Annotated in this window: 16 protein-coding genes and 1 tRNA gene; 12 read left to right on the top strand and 5 right to left on the bottom strand. The window is 71.3% G+C overall.

Annotated elements, in window-relative coordinates; all coding sequences use genetic code 11:
• Positions 1 to 8: 8 nt before the first annotated feature.
• The gene (locus ACZ5PB_RS16815; protein WP_468692105.1) at positions 9 to 620 is read right to left on the bottom strand and encodes a 5-formyltetrahydrofolate cyclo-ligase; all 612 of its coding nucleotides are present in this window, start codon (positions 618 to 620) and stop codon (positions 9 to 11) included.
• A 102-nt stretch (positions 621 to 722) separates the two neighbouring features.
• Between ACZ5PB_RS16815 and galU the strand changes: the two genes are divergently transcribed.
• The 7 genes from galU (at position 723) to ACZ5PB_RS16780 (ending at position 6633) form a co-directional block, all read left to right on the top strand.
• Positions 723 to 1625 carry a UTP--glucose-1-phosphate uridylyltransferase GalU gene (gene galU / locus ACZ5PB_RS16810; RefSeq protein ID WP_468691791.1) on the top strand — a complete coding sequence of 301 codons (903 nt, stop codon included), beginning with the start codon at positions 723 to 725 and terminating at the stop codon, positions 1623 to 1625.
• 3 nt (positions 1626 to 1628) lie between these two features.
• Positions 1629 to 3083 (top strand): molybdopterin molybdotransferase MoeA, encoded by a 1455-nt coding sequence (locus tag ACZ5PB_RS16805; RefSeq protein WP_468691789.1) that lies wholly within the window; start codon positions 1629 to 1631, stop codon positions 3081 to 3083.
• A gap of 87 nt (positions 3084 to 3170) precedes the next feature.
• Positions 3171 to 3650, top strand: coding sequence for a cyclic pyranopterin monophosphate synthase MoaC (gene moaC / locus ACZ5PB_RS16800; protein ID WP_468691787.1), 480 nt, complete (start codon positions 3171 to 3173; stop codon positions 3648 to 3650).
• Between the two features lie 206 nt (positions 3651 to 3856).
• Complete coding sequence (locus tag ACZ5PB_RS16795; RefSeq protein WP_468692103.1) at positions 3857 to 4408, top strand: MogA/MoaB family molybdenum cofactor biosynthesis protein; 552 nt, start codon at positions 3857 to 3859, stop codon at positions 4406 to 4408.
• 26 nt (positions 4409 to 4434) lie between these two features.
• Positions 4435 to 5025, top strand: coding sequence for a GNAT family N-acetyltransferase (locus tag ACZ5PB_RS16790; RefSeq protein ID WP_468691786.1), 591 nt, complete (start codon positions 4435 to 4437; stop codon positions 5023 to 5025).
• A 130-nt stretch (positions 5026 to 5155) separates the two neighbouring features.
• Positions 5156 to 6484 (top strand): DNA polymerase III subunit gamma/tau domain-containing protein, encoded by a 1329-nt coding sequence (locus ACZ5PB_RS16785; protein ID WP_468691784.1) that lies wholly within the window; start codon positions 5156 to 5158, stop codon positions 6482 to 6484.
• A gap of 75 nt (positions 6485 to 6559) precedes the next feature.
• Positions 6560 to 6633 (top strand) — tRNA-Ala (locus ACZ5PB_RS16780).
• Between the two features lie 151 nt (positions 6634 to 6784).
• Here ACZ5PB_RS16780 and ACZ5PB_RS16775 read toward each other — a convergent pair.
• Complete coding sequence (locus ACZ5PB_RS16775) at positions 6785 to 7270, bottom strand: GNAT family N-acetyltransferase (RefSeq protein WP_468691783.1); 486 nt, start codon at positions 7268 to 7270, stop codon at positions 6785 to 6787.
• A 50-nt stretch (positions 7271 to 7320) separates the two neighbouring features.
• On the opposite strand from ACZ5PB_RS16775, the gene ACZ5PB_RS16770 reads away from it, so the two are divergent.
• The gene (locus ACZ5PB_RS16770) at positions 7321 to 8121 is read left to right on the top strand and encodes an exodeoxyribonuclease III (protein WP_468691781.1); all 801 of its coding nucleotides are present in this window, start codon (positions 7321 to 7323) and stop codon (positions 8119 to 8121) included.
• Between the two features lie 31 nt (positions 8122 to 8152).
• Here ACZ5PB_RS16770 and ACZ5PB_RS16765 read toward each other — a convergent pair whose 3' ends face one another.
• Positions 8153 to 8764 (bottom strand): MerR family transcriptional regulator, encoded by a 612-nt coding sequence (locus ACZ5PB_RS16765; RefSeq protein WP_468692101.1) that lies wholly within the window; start codon positions 8762 to 8764, stop codon positions 8153 to 8155.
• A gap of 373 nt (positions 8765 to 9137) precedes the next feature.
• Between ACZ5PB_RS16765 and ACZ5PB_RS16760 the strand changes: the two genes are divergently transcribed.
• From ACZ5PB_RS16760 to ACZ5PB_RS16750, 3 genes are read left to right on the top strand one after another with little or no spacing between them, the layout of a single operon-like run.
• Entirely contained in the window at positions 9138 to 10703 is a 1566-nt protein-coding gene (locus ACZ5PB_RS16760) for a flavin-containing monooxygenase (RefSeq protein WP_468691778.1), read from the top strand.
• 14 nt (positions 10704 to 10717) lie between these two features.
• Entirely contained in the window at positions 10718 to 11659 is a 942-nt protein-coding gene (locus ACZ5PB_RS16755) for an alpha/beta fold hydrolase (protein ID WP_468691776.1), read from the top strand.
• Positions 11656 to 12543, top strand: coding sequence for an SDR family oxidoreductase (locus tag ACZ5PB_RS16750; protein ID WP_468691774.1), 888 nt, complete (start codon positions 11656 to 11658; stop codon positions 12541 to 12543). The genes ACZ5PB_RS16755 and ACZ5PB_RS16750 overlap by 4 nt, the downstream gene beginning before the upstream one ends.
• A 77-nt stretch (positions 12544 to 12620) precedes the next feature.
• On the opposite strand, the gene ACZ5PB_RS16745 is transcribed toward ACZ5PB_RS16750, so the two are convergent.
• A complete protein-coding gene (locus ACZ5PB_RS16745) occupies positions 12621 to 16058 on the bottom strand; it encodes a S41 family peptidase (protein ID WP_468691772.1) in 3438 nt (1145 codons plus the stop codon).
• 52 nt (positions 16059 to 16110) lie between these two features.
• On the bottom strand, positions 16111 to 16509 hold the full coding sequence (locus ACZ5PB_RS16740) for an SsgA family sporulation/cell division regulator (RefSeq protein WP_468691770.1): 399 nt from the start codon (positions 16507 to 16509) through the stop codon (positions 16111 to 16113).
• Between the two features lie 218 nt (positions 16510 to 16727).
• Between ACZ5PB_RS16740 and ACZ5PB_RS16735 the strand changes: the two genes are divergently transcribed.
• Complete coding sequence (locus ACZ5PB_RS16735; RefSeq protein WP_468691768.1) at positions 16728 to 17819, top strand: energy-coupling factor ABC transporter permease; 1092 nt, start codon at positions 16728 to 16730, stop codon at positions 17817 to 17819.
• Position 17820 lies beyond the last annotated feature (1 nt).

Here is a 17820-nt window from a genome sequence, read left to right as displayed (position 1 = left end):
CCGGGTACTCAGCCGAAACGGCGGACGCCGGACGGCGTCACCACCGCGTGCACGGGGTGGTCGTGGGGTTCCACCGGAACCTCCGCGACCACCTCGTCCGCGTACAGCAGCACCACCAGCCGGCCGGCCCCCACCAGCCCGGCGTCGTCCCCCCGTACGCGCTCCAGCCTCGCCAGCACCCGGTCGTAGGACCCGCCGCCGCGCCCCAGCCGCATTCCCCGTCCGTCCACCGCCAGGCCCGGCAGCAGCACCGTGTCCGCCTCCCGTACGGCGTCCACGCCCAGTCGGGGCCCGGTGGGCTCCAGCAGGCCGCGTCCGGCCGGTGCGAGCGCCCCGGGACCCTCGTACGCAGCCCAGTCCAGGTCGTTGTCGGCCAGCAGCACCGGCAGCAGCACTCGCACCCCGCGCGCGTGCAGCGAGTCGAGCAGCGCGCGCGTGCCGGGTTCGCGGCCGACCGAGACGTACGCGGCGACCGTGCCCGCGTCCGCCAGCTCGGGCAGCTCCAGTGCCCGACCGGCGAGAACCGCGGCCGCCTCCTGCGCGTCCTCAACGGTCAAGAGGCGCCTGCGGCCGAGGAGTTCCCGGCGCAGTGCCGCCTTTGCCGCCGGACCTGTTGCCATCTCCGCTTCACTCACGGTCACTTCACCTTCACATTTCGCTCGTACGGCAACAAAAGGCCGGAAGCCGACCTTCCGTGCGGAGCCAGCCGATATCGTTCCGTCATGACTCAGGCTCATCCCAGGATCACCAAGGCTGTCATCCCGGCGGCGGGGCTCGGCACCCGCTTCCTCCCGGCGACCAAAGCAACCCCCAAGGAGATGCTCCCGGTTGTCGACAAACCCGCCATCCAGTACGTGGTCGAGGAGGCGGCGGCAGCCGGCCTCTCCGACGTACTGATGGTCACCGGCCGCAACAAGCGCCCCCTTGAGGACCACTTCGACCGCAACTACGAGCTGGAGTCCGCCCTCACCAAGAAGGGCGACGCCGGCCGGCTGGCCAAGGTCCAGGAGTCCAGCGACCTCGCGACCATGCACTACGTCCGCCAGGGCGACCCCAGGGGCCTCGGTCACGCCGTCCTGTGCGCAGCCCCGCACGTCGGCGAGGAACCGTTCGCGGTGCTCCTCGGCGACGACCTCATCGACCCCCGCGACCCGCTGCTCGCCCGTATGGTCGAGATCCAGGAGCAGCACGGCGGCAGCGTGATCGCCCTCATGGAGGTGGACCCGGCGCAGATCCACCTGTACGGCTGCGCGGCCGTCGAGACGACCACGGACGGCGACGTCGTCAAGGTCACCGGACTCGTCGAGAAGCCCGAGCCCGCCGAGGCGCCCAGCAACCTGGCGATCATCGGCCGGTACGTCCTGGACCCCGCCGTCTTCGGGATACTGCGGGAGACCGAGCCGGGCCGCGGCGGCGAGATCCAGCTCACCGACGCCCTGCAGAAACTGGCGGCCGACGAGAAGGTCGGCGGGCCCGTCCACGGCGTGGTCTTCAAGGGCCGGCGCTATGACACCGGGGACCGCGGGGACTATCTTCGGGCGATTGTCAGACTTGCATGCGAACGTGATGACCTGGGCCCGGACTTCAAGGCCTGGCTGCGCAGTTACGTCACCGAGGAGATGTAGCAAGTGAGCACCACCGAAGCACCGCCCGCCGACGCCTGCGGCAACGACGGCGGCCCCGACCACGTCTGGTCGGTGGACGAGCACCTGGACGACGTCCTCGGCGCGATCCACCCCCTGGAGCCCATCGAGCTCCAACTTCCGGACGCGCAGGGCTGCGTACTCGTCGAGGACGTCATCGTCCCGCTCGCGCTGCCGCCCTTCGACAACAGCTCGATGGACGGGTACGCGGTCAGGGTGGCGGACGTCGCCGGCGCGAGTACGGAGTTTCCCGCCGTGCTCACCGTGATCGGCGACGTGGCGGCGGGCTCCGGTGGTGGTTCCGGCGGCACCGGATCCGGCATCGCCTCCGATTCCGACCGCGATTCCGATTCCGATTCTGCCGACGCCGGCGAAGACGGCGGGACCGGCGGCGCAGGACAGCTCACGGTCGGCCCCGGTGAAGCCGCCCGCATCATGACCGGCGCCCCGCTGCCCCCGGGCGCCGAGGCCGTCGTCCCCGTCGAGTGGACCGACGGCGGCAGCGGCGGCGGACCCGCCACTACCATGCGGGCCGCTGGCAGCAACCCCGGGGACTCCACCGGCGAGGTCCGTGTCCACCGCCCCGCCGAGGCCCGCGCGCACGTCCGCGCGGCAGGCAGCGACGTACAGGCCGGTGACACCGCCCTCGCAGCGGGTACGGTGCTCGGCCCGCCCCAGATCGGCCTGCTCGCCGCGATCGGCCGGGCCACCGTCCTGGTCCGCCCGCGCCCGCGCGTGGTCGTCATGTCGACCGGCTCCGAACTGATCCAGCCCGGCGAGAAGTTGGCCGCCGGCCAGATCTACGACTCCAACAGCTTCGCGCTCACCGCCGCCGCCCGCGCCGCCGGAGCCATCGCCTACCGCGTCGGCGCCGTCACCGACGACGCCGACGTCCTGCGCGCCACCATCGAGGACCAGCTGGTGCGCGCCGACCTCCTGGTCACCACCGGAGGCGTCAGCGTCGGCGCGTACGACGTCGTCAAGGAGGCGCTCTCCTCCGTCGGCGACGAGGACGAAGCGGGCAGCGGTATCGACTTCCGCAAGCTGGCCATGCAGCCCGGCAAGCCCCAGGGCTTCGGCTCGATCGGCCCCGACCACACCCCACTGCTGGCCCTGCCCGGCAACCCGGTCTCCTCGTACGTCTCCTTCGAGCTGTTCGTACGCCCGGTCATCCGCGCGCTGATGGGCCTGCCGGACGTCCACCGCCCGACCGTCCGCGCCACCCTCAAGACGGACAAGACGGTCAACTCGCCCGCCGGAAAACGTCAGTTCCTGCGCGGGGTGTACGACGCCACCGAGGGCACGGTCACCCCCGTGGGCGGCTCCGGCTCGCACCTGATCGCCGCCCTCGCCCACGCGGACTGCCTGCTCGTCGTCCCCGAGGACACCGACAGCGTCGAGACCGGCGCGGAAGTCGAGGTGGTCCTGCTCGCCCAGTGACCGCCCCGTGGCGGTACGGTGTCTGCCGCTGCGCCGTGGCAACGACTGCCCAGGCAACGACCGGCGCCGGAACGCGAGGCGGAGTTAATGAGTACGCACAGCAGGCTGACGCACATCGACGAGGCGGGCGCGGCCCGGATGGTCGACGTCTCCGAGAAGAACGTCACCACCCGCACGGCACGCGCGAGCGGACGTGTCCTCGTCGCCCCGCGCGTCATCGAACTGCTGCGGGGCGAGGGCGTGCCCAAGGGCGACGCCCTCGCCACCGCGCGCATCGCGGGCATCATGGGCGCCAAGCGCACCCCCGACCTGATCCCGCTCTGCCACCCGCTCGCGGTCTCCGGTGTCACGCTGGACCTGTCCGTCGCCGACGACGCGGTGGAGATCGTCGCGACCGTGAAGACCACGGACCGTACCGGCGTCGAGATGGAAGCGATGACCGCGGTGACGGTCGCCGCGCTCACCGTTGTCGACATGGTGAAGGCCGTCGACAAGGGCGCGGTCATCAGCGACGTACGCGTCGAGCAGAAGACCGGCGGCAAGTCCGGCGACTGGACGCGCTCATGACCTCCACGCACCCGGCCGCCGCCCACGCGGCCACCGTCCGACCGGCCACCGCGCTCGCCCCCGACGTGCCCGCCGACACCGTCATCCCCGGCTCCGAGGCGCACGCGCACCCCGACGTAGTACGCGGGCCGGTCTCCGAGCCCGTCTACCAGCCGCAGGTACCGGGATCGGCGCACGCGGGGCCCGGCACCCGCCCCTACCGGGCGCTGGTCGTCACCGCCTCCAACCGGGCCTCCGCCGGTGTCTACGCGGACAAGGGCGGCCCGCTCGTCGCCGAGGGCCTGACCCGGATGGGCTTCACCGTCGACGGCCCGCGCGTCGTGCCCGACGGCGCCCCCGTCGAAGCGGCCCTGCGGGACGGCATCGCGGCGGCGTACGACGCCATCGTCACCACCGGCGGCACCGGCATCTCGCCCACCGACCGCACCCCCGACGCCACCCGCAACGTCCTGGACCACGAGATCCCCGGCATCCCCGAGGCCATCCGCGCCGAGGGCCGCCCGCACGTGCCCACCGCGTCCCTCTCCCGGGGGCTGGCAGGTGTGGCGGGAGGTGGTACGACGCTGATCGTCAACCTCCCGGGTTCGACCGGCGGCGTTCGTGACGGGCTCGCCGTCCTGGACCGGATCCTGCTGCATGCCGTCGACCAGCTCCGCGGCGGCGACCACCCGCGGCCCACCGGCCCCACAGGCCCCGACGACCCGGCCGACCCCACGGGCCCCGACGGACCGGCCGGCCCCACCGGGAGCCTCAGCTGAACGGCTCCGCCTGGCCCGTAGAGCTGGTGGACGGCGACATCACCCTCCGCCCGATAAAGGTGCGCGACCAACGGGCCTGGCGCGAGGTCAACCGGCGCAACCGTGACTGGCTCCGCCCCTGGGAAGCGACCATTCCGCCGCCCGCCCCCCTCGGCCCCGTCGCGCACCGGCCGACGTACCGTCAAATGGTGCGTCACCTGCGGGCGGAGGCGAACGCGGGGCGCATGCTGCCGTTCGTCATCGAGTACCAAGGTCGACTTGTCGGCCAGCTGACCGTCGCCGGCATCACCTGGGGGTCGATGTGCTCCGGGCACGTCGGCTACTGGGTCGACCGGGACGTGGCAGGGCGCGGTGTGATGCCGACGGCCGTCGCCCTCGCCGTCGACCACTGTTTCCGCAACGTCGGGCTGCACCGCATAGAGGTGTGCATTCGCCCGGAGAACGGTCCCAGCCGCCGCGTCGTGGAAAAGCTCGGTTTCCGCGAGGAGGGCCTGCGTCCGCGCTATCTGCACATCGACGGCGCCTGGCGCGACCACCTGGTCTTCGCCCTGACCTCGGAAGAGGTTCCGGAGGGTGTGCTCAGTCGGTGGCGGCGACGTTCCACGTCTCAGAAATGAAGTAAATGTTCGAATTCGATCGTGACTGCAATGCCGGACGTCAAAAAAGTTCGGAATATCAGACAGATACGCCCGACACACCGGCCCAATTGGCGGATGGGTGCCTCCGGGCCCCTCTACGGTGTGGGGTGTGAGCAGCAGCGGCCTGATCTACGCAGTCATTGTCGGGGCCTGGGCCGCCTACTTGGTGCCGATGTGGCTCCGCAGGCAGGACGAACTCAACGAGGCCCGTCCGACGGAACGCTTCAGCACCGCCATCCGACTGCTGTCCGGACGGGCGGCCATGGAGCGCCGGTACGCCAAGGAGCTCCAGCAGCGCGATCCCGCGAGTGCGGACGGTACGGAGCCCAGCGACCCCGACGTCGCCAGCAGTGCGGACCCGCCGACCGATTCGGCCGACGTCCGTGCCTTCGCGGCACCCCGGTCCCGGGTCGAACGCCCGGCCGCCGCCAGGGAACAGCTGCGCGAGCAGGTCAAGGCCCAGGTCCGCGACCAGCAGGCACGCGAGCAGCGTGAACACCGCGTCCAGCGAGACCAACGAGACCCGCGAGACCAGCGCGAGCACCGTGAGCAGGCCGTACGGGAGCCGTCCCGCGAGCCCGTGCGTGAATCCGTACGCGAGCCCGTACGCGAGTCCGCGCGTGAACCCGTGGCCGACCAGCCCCGTCGCCCCCGGCAGGCCGCTCCCGCGCCGCCGTCCCAGGCGTCCGTCGAGCGGGCGCGCCGCACCAAGGTGCTCGCCCGCCGTCGCCGTACCACCGTGCTGCTCTTCGCCGCCTTCACGCTGGGCGCGATCGTCGCCGCCGTCGGCGGGCTCCGCTACCTGTGGGCGCCCGGCATCCCGGCCGTCCTGCTCAGTGCGTACATCGTGCATCTGCGCGGCCAGGAGAAGCGCCGGTTCGCCTTCACCATGGACCGCCGCCGTGCCGAACTCGCCGCCCAGCGGCTGCGTGAGCAGCGCACCCAGCACGTACGGCGCTCCGGTTCCGGTGCGCAGCAGCACTCGGCCTCCGCGGAGCAGCCGCACCACCGTGCCGAATCCGACGAGCGGCCCGAACCGGAGCCCGCGCCCGCGCTCTCCCCGCAGGAGGCCGGCCGCCGAGCCCTGGTCGAGCAGACCGACCACGCCGAATGGGTCGACCAGCAGCGCGAGCGCGAGCGCGGTGCCGCACGCGGGGAGAGCTGGGAGCCGGTCCCGGTCCCGTTGCCCACGTACGTCACCGCCCCGGTCGCCCCGCGTGCCAACGGTCCCCTGGACCTGGGGGCGCCCGGCACCTGGAGTTCCGCACGTTCCAGCACCGCCGACCCGGCGGCCCCGGCCGCAGCGGACTCCTCGGAGCCTTCGGCCTCGGCACCCCGGCAGCGTCCGCAGTCCGGCCGCCGCTCCCGCGACCGCGGCCGCACCCCGCTCTTCGACCAGTACGACGAGGGCGAACGGCCCCGAGCGGCCAACGAGTGAACCCACCGCAGGTGGGGGCCCCGGAACGGATTTCCAAGCACCCCCGATGAGGTGCTAGAGTTTCACTCGTTGCAAGGGCCTGTGGCGCAGTCTGGTAGCGCACCTCGTTCGCATCGAGGGGGTCTGGGGTTCAAATCCCCACAGGTCCACAACAACAAGAAAGATCCCGTCCGATCGAAAGATCGGGCGGGATCTTTCGTTTGTCCAGTGGCAGTTGAGAGGTGTGCGGAGACGTGTGAGGGGCCGACCGGGAGGTCGGCCCCTTTCTGTCGGCCCCTTTTCTGTTCTCTGTGAAGTGGGTTACGTGAGGGGCTTGGTGAAGCAGCGGCTTTCGTCGGTGTGGCGGTAGAGGCCGAAGCGTTCCTGCTGGGCGACCGGGGTGTAGCCCTCCGAGACGTACAGGGCGATGGCCTCGGGCTGTTCGGTGCCGGTCTCCAGGACCATGCGGGTGCGGCCCGCGGCGCGGGCGTCGGCTTCGAGGAGGCCGAGGAGGCGGCGGGCCAGGCCCAGGCCGCGGGCGCTGGGGGCCACGTACATCCGCTTGAGCTCGGCGTCGCCGTCGGCGTAGTTCTCCTCGCCCGCCCGCTGGGTGCGCCAGCCGCCGGTGGCGACGGGGTGGCCGTCGTCGTCGTACGCGATCAGGTAGAGGCCGAGCGGCGGGGCGAACATGGCCGGGTCGAGCGGGGTGAGGTCATGTTCGCCGTAGCGCTCGGTGTATTCGAGCTGGACCTGGTCGTTGAGCTTCACGGCGTCGGGGTGGTCGTAGGCGACGGAGCGGATTTCCATGCGATGAGCGTACGGACGGTGGAGCGTGCGCAGGTCGGTAGGGTTTTTGGATGCTGACTGTGACCACTGTGAATGTGAATGGACTGCGGGCCGCCGCCAAGAAGGGCTTCGTGCCGTGGCTGGCGGAGACCAAGGCGGACGTGGTGTGCCTGCAAGAGGTACGGGCGGAGGCCGAGCAGCTGACCGACGAGGTGAAGGCTCCCGAGGGCTGGCACGTGGTGCTGGCACCCGCGTCCGCGTCCGCCAAGGGGCGGGCCGGGGTGGCGGTGTACACGCGGGAGAAGCCGGAGCGGGTGCAGATCGGGTTCGGGAGTACGGAGTTCGATGCGAGCGGGCGCTATGTGGAAGTCGACCTGGAGGGCGTGACCGTCGCGAGCCTGTACCTGCCTTCGGGTGAGGTGGGCACCGAACGTCAGGACGAGAAGTACCGGTTCATGGACGAGTTCATGCTGTACCTGGTCGGGCTGAAGGCGCGGGCGGCGGAGGCTGGGCGCGAGGTGGTGGTGTGCGGGGACTGGAACATCGCGCACCAGGAAGCCGACCTGAAGAACTGGAAGGGGAACCGGAAGTCGTCCGGGTTCCTGCCGGAGGAGCGGGAGTGGCTGACCCGGGTCTTCGAGGAGGCGGGGTACGTGGACGTCGTACGCAAGCTGCATCCGGGTGTGGAGGGGCCGTACTCGTGGTGGTCGTACCGCGGGCGGGCCTTCGACAGCGACACCGGTTGGCGGATCGACTACCAGATCTCGACCGGCGGGCTGGCTGCGCGCGCGGTCGAGGGGCGCGTGGAGCGGGCGGCGAGCCATGGGGAGAGGTGGAGTGACCATGCGCCGGTGACGGTGGTCTACGGGTAGTGCGTGGGCGGTTCGGTTTGGTCCGGTCCTGTCAGGTCTTGCGCAGGTGGCGGTCCAGGGCCATGGAGAGTTCGGCCTCGACGACGCTCTTGGCGAAGGGGCGCAGGCGCTGGGGGTCGGCGTCGTGGGTGCTGACCAGGTCGATGAAGATCTGGGCGAGTACGTCGGCGTGCTCGCGGACGGCGAGGCCGGCGGCCATCACCTCCGCGAGGGGGATGCCCTCGCGGACCAGGGCCGCCGACACGTCGAGCAGGCGGCGGCTGATGTGGACGACCTCGTCGCCGTCGACGGCGAGGTAGCCGAGCGCCATGGCGGAGGCGAGGTTCTCGGGGGTGACCTCGCCCTCGAAGTAGTCGGCGAGCTGCTCGGGGGTGAGGCGGACCGGGGTCTCCTCGGTGACCTCGCCCAGGGTGAGGAGTTCGCCCACGTCACGGCCGCTGTCGAAGGTGGAGGCGAGGTCGGCGATGCCGGTGAGGGTGTGTCCGCGCTCCAGGAGGGCGGTGATGGTGCGCAGGCGGGCCAGGTGGTGGTCGTTGTACCAGGCGATGCGGCCTTCGCGTCGGGGCGGCGGGATCAGTTTGCGCTCGCGGTAGAAGCGCAGGGTGCGTACCGGGATGCCGGCCGCCTCGGCCAGTTCCTCCATGCGGTACTCGCGGAGCGCGGGGGACTCGGGCTTGGGGGGCTCGCGGTGCGTGCTGGTGGCCGCAGGCCGTCCGTCGTCGTCCGCGTGCGGTCCGCTGGGGGCGGCGTGCGGTTCGTCGTCGGCCGTGCGTCGTACGCCGTCGTCCGTACGCCGCTGGTCGTCTCCCGTATGCCGCCGGTCGTCGTCCGTGCGCTGTTCGCCCGGCTCCCCGGACCTCTCTGCCTCTGCCACGCCCGGAAGCCTATGTCGTACCACCGGTAACTTGTCGTGTCCTACCCCTACCGATCAGTACGCCACTGCCTTACGCTCCCAATCGTGCCAGTGATTGCTGGCAGGGTCGTGAGTGGGCAAGTGAGTGCGGGAGGCGTCGGGCATGGCCGAGTTCGAGCACGAGCATGTACGAGTGGCGGTGATCGGGTCCGGGTTCGGGGGCCTGGGGGCCGCGGTCCGGCTGCGCAGGGAAGGGATCACCGACTTCGTCGTGCTGGAGCGGGCCGATTCGGTCGGCGGGACCTGGCGCGACAACAGTTACCCGGGGTGCGCGTGTGACGTGCCGTCCCATCTGTATTCGTTCTCCTTCGCCCCCAATCCCGAGTGGCCGCGCACCTTTTCCGGCCAGGAGCACATCAGGGCGTATCTGGAACGGGTGACCGACACCTTCGGGCTGCGGCCGCACATCCGCCTCGGCCACGAGGTGACGATGATGACGTGGGACGCCGAGAAGCTGTGGTGGAAGGTCGAGACGGCGAACGGGAAGACGCTGGTCGCGGATGTCGTCGTGTCGGCGACCGGGCCGCTGTCCGATCCGAAGACGCCCGACATCCCGGGCCTCGACTCCTTCCCGGGCAAGGTCTTCCACTCGGCGCGCTGGGACCACGACTACGACCTCAGGGGCAAGCGGGTCGCGATGATCGGAACCGGTGCGTCCGCGATCCAGATCGTGCCGGCGGTCCAGCCCGAGGTGAGCGAGCTGACGCTGTTCCAGCGGACGCCGCCGTGGGTGATGCCGCGCATGGACCGCGAGATCAGCGGGGCCGAACGGTGGCTGCACCGCACGGTGCCGCTCACCGGCACCGCCAGGCGGCGGCTGCTGTGGGGCATCCGTGAGCTGCAGGTGTCGGCGTTCACCAAGCGGCCCGGCGAGCTCGGGTTCGTCGAGAACCTCGCCAAGGCGAACATGGCCAAGTCGATCAAGGACCCGGCCCTGCGGGCCAAGCTGACGCCCTCGTACCGCATCGGCTGCAAGCGCATCCTGCTGTCCAGTACGTACTACCCGGCGCTCGCCAAGGACAACGTGAACGTCGTCGCCTCCGGGCTGAGCGAGGTGCGCGGGTCGACGCTCGTCGCCTCCGACGGTACGGAGACGGAGGCCGACGCGATCATCTTCGGCACCGGTTTCCACGTCACCGACATGCCGATCGCCGACCGGGTGGTGGGCGCGGACGGGATCACCCTCGCCGAGACCTGGAAGGGCGGCATGGAGTCGCTGCGCGGTGCCAGCGCCGTCGGCTTCCCGAACTGGATGACGATCATCGGCCCGAACACCGGTCTCGGGAACTCGTCGATGATCCTGATGATCGAGGCGCAGCTCAACTACCTGGCCGACTACATGAGGCAGTTGAACGTGCTCGGCGGACGGGTCGCGCTGTCCGCGCGCTCGTCGGCGGTCGGCGCGTGGAACCGGCGGGTGCAGGAGCGCATGAAGCGCACCGTGTGGAACACCGGTGGCTGCGACAGCTGGTACCTGGACGCCAACGGGCGCAATACGACCGTGTGGCCGGGCACCACCTCCGAGTTCCGGCGGGCCACCCGGGAGGTCAACCTCGCGGAGTACGAGGTGGTGCGGGCGGCCGGAGCGACAGGGGCGACAGTGGCGACAGCGGTGGCCGCCGGGGCGGGTGGGGGCGAGAGTACCGAGGCCGAGGAGGCTGTCGCGTGAGGGGGGAGGCGACGATGGTCAGTGGTCCCGCGATCGACGGCAGGGAGCTGATCGTCACCTCCGCCGACGGGGCCCGGCTGCATGTCGAGGTGTACGGGGAGGAAGGTGCGCCGGCGGTGGTGCTGGCGCACGGGTGGACGTGTTCCATCCGCTTCTGGGACGCGCAGATCCGGGAGCTGGCGCGGGAGTTCCGGGTCATCGCGTACGACCAGCGTGGGCACGGGCGTACGCCGGCGTCGGACGCGTACTCGACCGAGGTGCTCGCCGACGACCTCGAAGCGGTGCTGGGGGCGACGCTCGCACCCGGTGAGAAGGCGGTGTTGGCCGGGCATTCCATGGGCGGCATGACGATCATGGCGGCAGCCGGGCGGCCGGGGGTGGTGGAGCATGCGGCGGCGGTGCTGCTGTGCAGTACCGGTGGGGCGCGGCTGGTCGGTGAGGCGCTGGTGCTGCCGTTGCCCGCAGGCTGGCTGCGGACGCGGCTGACGCGGGCGGTGCTCGGTGCGCGGGCGCCGCTCGGGCCGGTGACGCCCGTGTCCAAGGCCGTACTGAAGTACGCCACGATGGGGCGCGGTGCGGCGCCGGAGCGGGTCGCGCGGTGTGCGCGGATCGTGCATGGGTGTCCGCGCGGGGCGCGGGTGGCCTGGTCGCACGTGCTGGCGGAGCTCGAACTTTCGGCGGGGGTAGGTGAGTTGCGCATGCCCGTCGCTGTGGTGGCGGGTGCGGACGACCGGCTGACCCCGCCGTCGCACGCGCGGGAGATCGAGGCCGCGCTGCCGCAGTCGCTGGGGCTGACGGTGCTCACGGGTGTCGGTCACATGTCGCCGGTGGAGGCGCCGGAGGTGGTGACCGGGAGGATACGTGAGCTGTTGAGTCGATATGTCGTCAGTGGTGACGTCGTCGTCGGTGATGTGCAGGTGAGTGCCGGTCACGGTGTGGAAGGGGATGTCGCGTGAGTTACCGCCTTGAGGGTCAGGTCGCCGTCGTCACGGGGGCGGCGCGAGGTGTCGGTGAGCTGCTGGCGCGGAAGTTGTCCGCGCGGGGGGCGAACGTTGCACTCGTAGGACTGGAGCCCGAGCAGCTGAAGGACGTCGCCGGCCGGCTGCACACCGAGTGCGACTGGTGGTACGCGGACGTCACCGACCACGAGGCGATGGCTCGGGTCGCGGAGGAGGTGAAGGAGCGGTTCGGAAAGGTCGACATTGTGGTGGCCAACGCGGGTGTCGCGTCCGGCGGTCCCTTTGTCGACTCCGACCCGGAGGCCTGGCGGCGGGTCATTGAGGTCAACCTGGTGGGCGGTGCGGTGACCGCCCGCGCGTTCCTGCCCGTACTGATGGAGAGCCGCGGGTACTTCCTGCAGATCGCGTCGCTGGCGGCGATCACGCCGGCGCCGATGATGAGTGCGTACTGCGCGTCGAAGTCCGGGGTGGAGGCGTTCGCGCACTGCCTGCGGGCGGAGGTCGGTTACAAGGGGGTGCGGGTCGGTGTCGGTTACCTGTCGTGGACGGACACCGACATGGTGCGAGGTGCGGACCAGGACGAGGTGATGCGCGAACTGCGGCAGCGGCTGCCGTGGCCCGCCAACCGGACGTACCCGCTGGGCCCGGCCGTCGACCGGATCGTGGCGGGCATCGAACGGCGGTCCTCGCACGTGTACGCACAGTGGTGGCTGCGCGGGATGCAGTCCGTGCGCGGGTACCTGCCGGCGGTCATCGGGACGGTCGGGCAGCGCGAGATGAAGCGGTTCGAGCCCAGGCTGCGTGGCGTGAGCAAGGGGCTGGTGGGGGCCGGTGGCGCGGCGGACGAGTCCACCAGGCATCCGTCGGCGGACATGAACTGAGGTTCGGGGAGAGGTGGATGGGTGGGGGTCACCGCCAGGGGCGGTGGCCCCCACCCGTGTGAGGTGACGTGCCGTGGCTAGCGCGGGGGCAGGGGTGGGCGGCGTTTGTCCGGGACGGAGGAGTAGTCGGGTGGGGTGGCGGCCGGGGAGGCGGCGAGGAGGTCCAGGGCCACCTGGACGGCGTCGTCGAGTTGGGCGTAGCGGCCCTCGGCCCAGTCGAGCGGGGTGCGCAGGGCGGAGACGTCCGGGGTGACGCCGTGGTTCTCGACGGACCAGCCGTACTCGTCGAACCAGGCCGCGTTCATCGGCACGGTGATGACCGTGCCGTCGCCCAGCGGGTGGCGGCCGGTCATGCCGACGACGCCGCCCCAGGTGCGCTGGCCGACGACCGGGCCGAGCGCGAGCAGGCGGAAGGCGGCGGCGATCATGTCGCCGTCGGAGGAGGTGGCCTCGTCGGCGAGGGCGACCACCGGGCCGCGTGGGGCGTTCGAGGCGTACGAGACGGGCTGGGCGTTGCGGGTCAGGTCCCAGCCGAGGATGCGGCGGGTGAGCTTCTCGATGACGAGTTCGCTGATGTTGCCGCCGGCGTTTCCGCGTACGTCGACGATGAGGGCGGGGCGCGAGACCTCCAGGCGCAGGTCCCTGTTGAACTGGGCCCAGCCGGAGCCGCCCATGTCGGGGATGTGCAGGTAGCCGCACTTGCCGCCGCTCAGGTCGCGTACGACCGCGCGGCGTTTGGCCACCCAGTCCTGGTAGCGCAGGGGGCGTTCGTCGACGAGGGGGACGACGGCGACCCGCCGCGGGCGGGACTCGGTTCCTTCGGGGACCTCGGGGAGGAAGGTCAGTTCGACGGTCGTACCGCCTGCCGCGGCCAGCAGCGGGAAGGGACCGGCGACCGGGTCGACCGGGCGGCCGTCGACATGGGTGAGGACCGCGCCGACGCGGATGCCCGTACCGGCGAGCGGGGATCTCGCCTTGGAGTCCGAGGATTCGCCGGGGAGGATGCGGGAGAGCGTCCAGTTGCCGTCCTTCACGTAGAAGTTGGCGCCCAGCAGACCCATGGCGCGCTGGTAGTGCGGCGGGCCCTCGTTGCGGCGTGCGGCGGCCACGTACGCGTGCGACGTGCCGAGTTCGCCCAGGACTTCGCGCAGCAGGTCGGCGAACTCGTCGGGGGAGGCGACCCGTTCGACCAGCGGGCGGTACTGGTCGAGGACGGCGCCCCAGTCGATGCCGCCCATCCGGGGTTCCCAGAAGTAGGCCCTGATGATCCGGCCGGCCTCCTCGTACGCCTGGCGCCACTCGGCGCCCGGGTCCACGTCGTGCAGGATGCGGCGCAGGTCGAGGTGGACGGTGGAGTCGTTGTCGGCGCGTTCGGTGGCGGGGACGGCGCGCAGTTCACCGTCCTCGACGATCACCAGCCGCGTACCGTCGCCGCTGATCGCGAACCATTCGAGGTCGTCGGCCAGTTCGGTCCTGCGGGCCTTGGCGAGGTCGAAGTGTTCGAGGGTGGGGCGGCCGGAGGTGTCGGCCGGGTTGGCGAACGTCTCGCCGAGGGCGCCGGAGATCGGCCAGCGCAGCCAGACCAGGCCGCCGCTGCTGACGGCCGACAGGGAGGAGTACTTGGAGGCGGCGACCGGGAAGGGGGTCACCCGCGAGGGCAGGCCCTCGACCTCGACCGTCACCGTGCCGTCGCCCTCGGCGGCCTCGTCCGGGTCCAGGCCGCCGGCCGCGGGGCGTCCGTCGGGGGAGAGGGCGAAGGGAGAGGGGGTCGCGGAGGACAGCGGGACCAGGTAGGGGCGGCAGCCGAGAGGGAACGACAGGTCGCCGGTGTGCACGTCGTACACCGGGTCGAAGCCGCGCCAGGAGAGGAAGGCGAGATAGCGGCCGTCGCTCGTGAAGACCGGGTTCTCGTCCTCGAAGCGTCCGTTGGTGACGTCCACGATGAGGCTGGCGCCGGGGGTGGGGGGTGTGGCGCCGGGGGTGGGCTCGGGTGGGTTCTCGGGCGTGGGTTCGGTTTCGGTTTCGGTTTTGGGTTCGGGTTCGGGCTCGTTTCCGTTTTCGGGCAAGGGGGCTTCGTCAGGTGGCGTGCTTTTCGGGGTGTCGTTGATCCGCGCCATCTTGATCTGGCGCAGTGAGCGGCCGATGCCCGGGTGCGACCAGGTCAGCCATGCTCCGTCGGGGGAGAACGCGAGGTCGCGGACCGGGCCGTTGGCCGAGCGGATCAGCTCGGTCAGGGACTCCTCGCCCTCGGCCACCTTCAGGAGGAGCAGGCGGCCGTCGTGGGAGGCGATGGCGACCCGTTCGCCGTCCGGGTCGGCGATCATCTCGTGTACGCGGCCCAGCTGGCCGGACGCGAGTCGGCGCGGGGCGCGGCCGCCGGCCGCGCGCGGCAGGTAGGCGATCTCGACGGCGTCCTCGCCCTCGGTGTCGGTCACGAACGCGACCTGCCCGCTGGCCCCCAGCATCTCCGGCATCCGCACCCGTACCCCCGGGGTGTCGGCGATGGTGCGGGCGGGGCCGTCGCGGTGGGTCAGCCAGTAGAGGCTGCCGCGCACCGATACCGCGCTCGCCCGGCCGGTGGTGTCGACCGCGAGGCCGCCGACGTGTCCGGCGGCCGGGATCTGGTAGCCGCGCCGCCCGGTGCGCGGGCCGCCGAGGCGTACCTCCAGCTTGCGCGGGCGGGCGGTCGGCGACAGGTCGTCGACCAGCCACAGTTCACCCGCGCACTGGTAGACCACCCGCGAACCGTCCGAGGAGGCGTGCCGTGCGTAGAACGCGTCATGGTCGCTATGTCGACGTAGGTCACCGCCGTCGGTGCGGCAGGAGTAGAGGTTGCCGACACCCTCGTGATCGGAAAGGAACGCGATTCGGTCACCCACGAACATCGGGCAGTCCAGATGACCGTTCAGGTCGGGGAGCAGGCGGTCGCCGTGCAGCCACAGGCGGCCGGTCGCGCCGCCCCGGTAGCGCTTCCAGGCGGCCGGCTCGTGCGGCGGCTTTCCGGTGAGCAGGAGGGTGCGGCGTTCGCCGTCGCAGTCGGGCAGCGCGTCGGAGACCGCGATGTCGTGCACCGGCCCCCAGGGGAGCTTGCCGCCGGGGCTGCCGTCGGTGGGCAGCGAGTACGCCCACAGGAAGTACGAGAACGGCTGGTTGTGCGAGGAGACCGCAAGGACGTTCCCGTCCGGCGTCCAGCCGCAGACCCGGGCGTCGACCGACCCCCAGTACGTCAGCCGGCGCGAGGGTCCGCCCTCGACCGGAACGACGTGGATCTCCGGATCCAGGCTGCGCCAGGTCGTGTACGCGAGCTGACTGCCGTCCGGCGAGAAGCGCGGGTGACCGACGCGCGTGCGGTCGACGGTGAGCCGCCAGGCGCGGCCGGGCGTCTCACCGGCGGCGGCGAGGGGCGCCACCCACACGTCGTCCTCGGCGACGAAGGCGAGGGTGTCGCCGTGCAGGTGCGGGAAGCGGAGGTATCCGGGGGGCTGCTCGGCATCGTCGTTCGTGGGCACTCGCATGCCCCAATGCTTTCCGCGCACCATGGCCCCGGCAACTCGTACGGCCGGATCTTTATGAGTACGTACGCCGCAGGAAGCGGACCACCGGTGCGCTGTCGAGCTGTACGAGTGCCACGCCGCGCACCGCGTGCAGTTCCAGCACCGCCTGGACGCGGCCGCACGGCCAGATCCGTACGTCGCCCTCCTCGGCGGGGGTGCGCAGGCCCGCTTCGAGGAGGGCGCGCGGGAAGGTCCACACGGTGCGGTCCTGGCGGTGGGTGCGGTCGGGGCCCGGTTCGGCGGTCGGCAGTACGACGCTCACCGCGCGCGGGTCGTGCGCCGGGTCGTGACGCAGTGCGACCGGAATGCGCGGACTGGTGGCGGCGTCGGTGATCAGCCGGCCGCGCAGATGTACCTCGAAGGCGGGTTTCGCGGGCCCCGCCACGGCGGGTTCCTCGGCGGTGCGGGACATCTGCCCGCCTCCTTCACGTCGTCGTCCTGCGCGCTCTGCGTCGTCGTCCTACATACCCGAAGTCATCATTTGCCTTATTTGACATCCAATGTCCCATATTTTGCTCGGCGCCAAGAGTGGGTATTTGTTCCTCGGTGCCTTTTGCAACCGCTTTGCAATAAGTCCCTATCATCGAACGGTTGCCCGTTTCCGTGTGGGAAGACCCGGGAGTTCCGCTCATGCATGTACCCGACGGATTCATCGACGCCCCTGTTTCCGTGGCTGCCGGAGTGGTGGCCGTCGCCGCCGTCGGGGTGAGCCTGCGGGGAGCCCGGCGCGAACTGGCGGACGAGCGGGCGGTCCCGCTGGCCGGGCTGGTCGCCGCCTTCGTCTTCGCCGTGCAGATGCTCAACTTCCCGGTGGCGGCCGGCACCAGCGGACACCTCCTGGGTGGCGCGCTCGCCGCGATCCTGGTCGGCCCGTACACGGGTGTGCTCTGTATATCCGTCGTCCTGCTCATGCAGGGCGTGCTGTTCGCCGACGGCGGTCTGACCGCGCTCGGTGTGAACATCACGGTCATGGGCGTGATCACCGTCCTCGTCTCGTACGGCGTCTTCCGCGGGCTGCTGAAGGTGCTGCCGCGCGGCCGTCGACGGTCGGTGACGGTCTCCGCGTTCGTCGCCGCCCTCGTCTCGGTGCCGGCCGCCGCCGGGTTCTTCACCCTGATCTACGCGATCGGCGGGACGACCGACGTACCCGTCGGCAAGGTGCTGGCCGCGATGGTCGGCGTCCATGTGCTGATCGGCATCGGCGAGGCCGCGATCACCGCGCTCACCGTCAGCTCGGTGCTCGCCGTGCGACCTGATCTGGTGTACGGGGCGCGGGGGTTGACGGCGCCGCTGAAGCTGCGTGTCGGTGGCGAGCTGGTCGACGCACCGGCTGCCGAGCCGACCGCCGAGCCGGTCGCAGTACGTGGGCCGGTGGCTGCTCGTTCGGTGCGGAAGATCTGGGCGGCCGGTCTGGTGACCGCGCTCGTCCTGGCGGGTGTCGTTTCCTTCTACGCGTCCGCCAGTCCCGACGGGCTGGAGAAGGTTGCCGCCGACCAGGGCATCGACGCCCATGTCAGTGAGCACGAGCACGCCGCCGCCGGTTCGCCCCTGGCCGACTACGGCGTCAAGGATGTCGACAATCCCCGGCTGTCCGGCGGTCTCGCGGGTGTCATCGGCGTCGGGGTGACGGTCGTCGTCGGCAGCGGCGTCTTCTGGGTGGTACGCAGGCGACGTGCACCCGGGGCTGTCGAGAAGTCGACTTCCGGCCGGGTTTCCGCCTGAC

This window comes from Streptomyces sp. NPDC032721, assembly GCF_055579625.1.
Note: the sequence above shows the minus strand (reverse complement) of the source record. Positions and strands in the feature narration are given on the sequence as shown.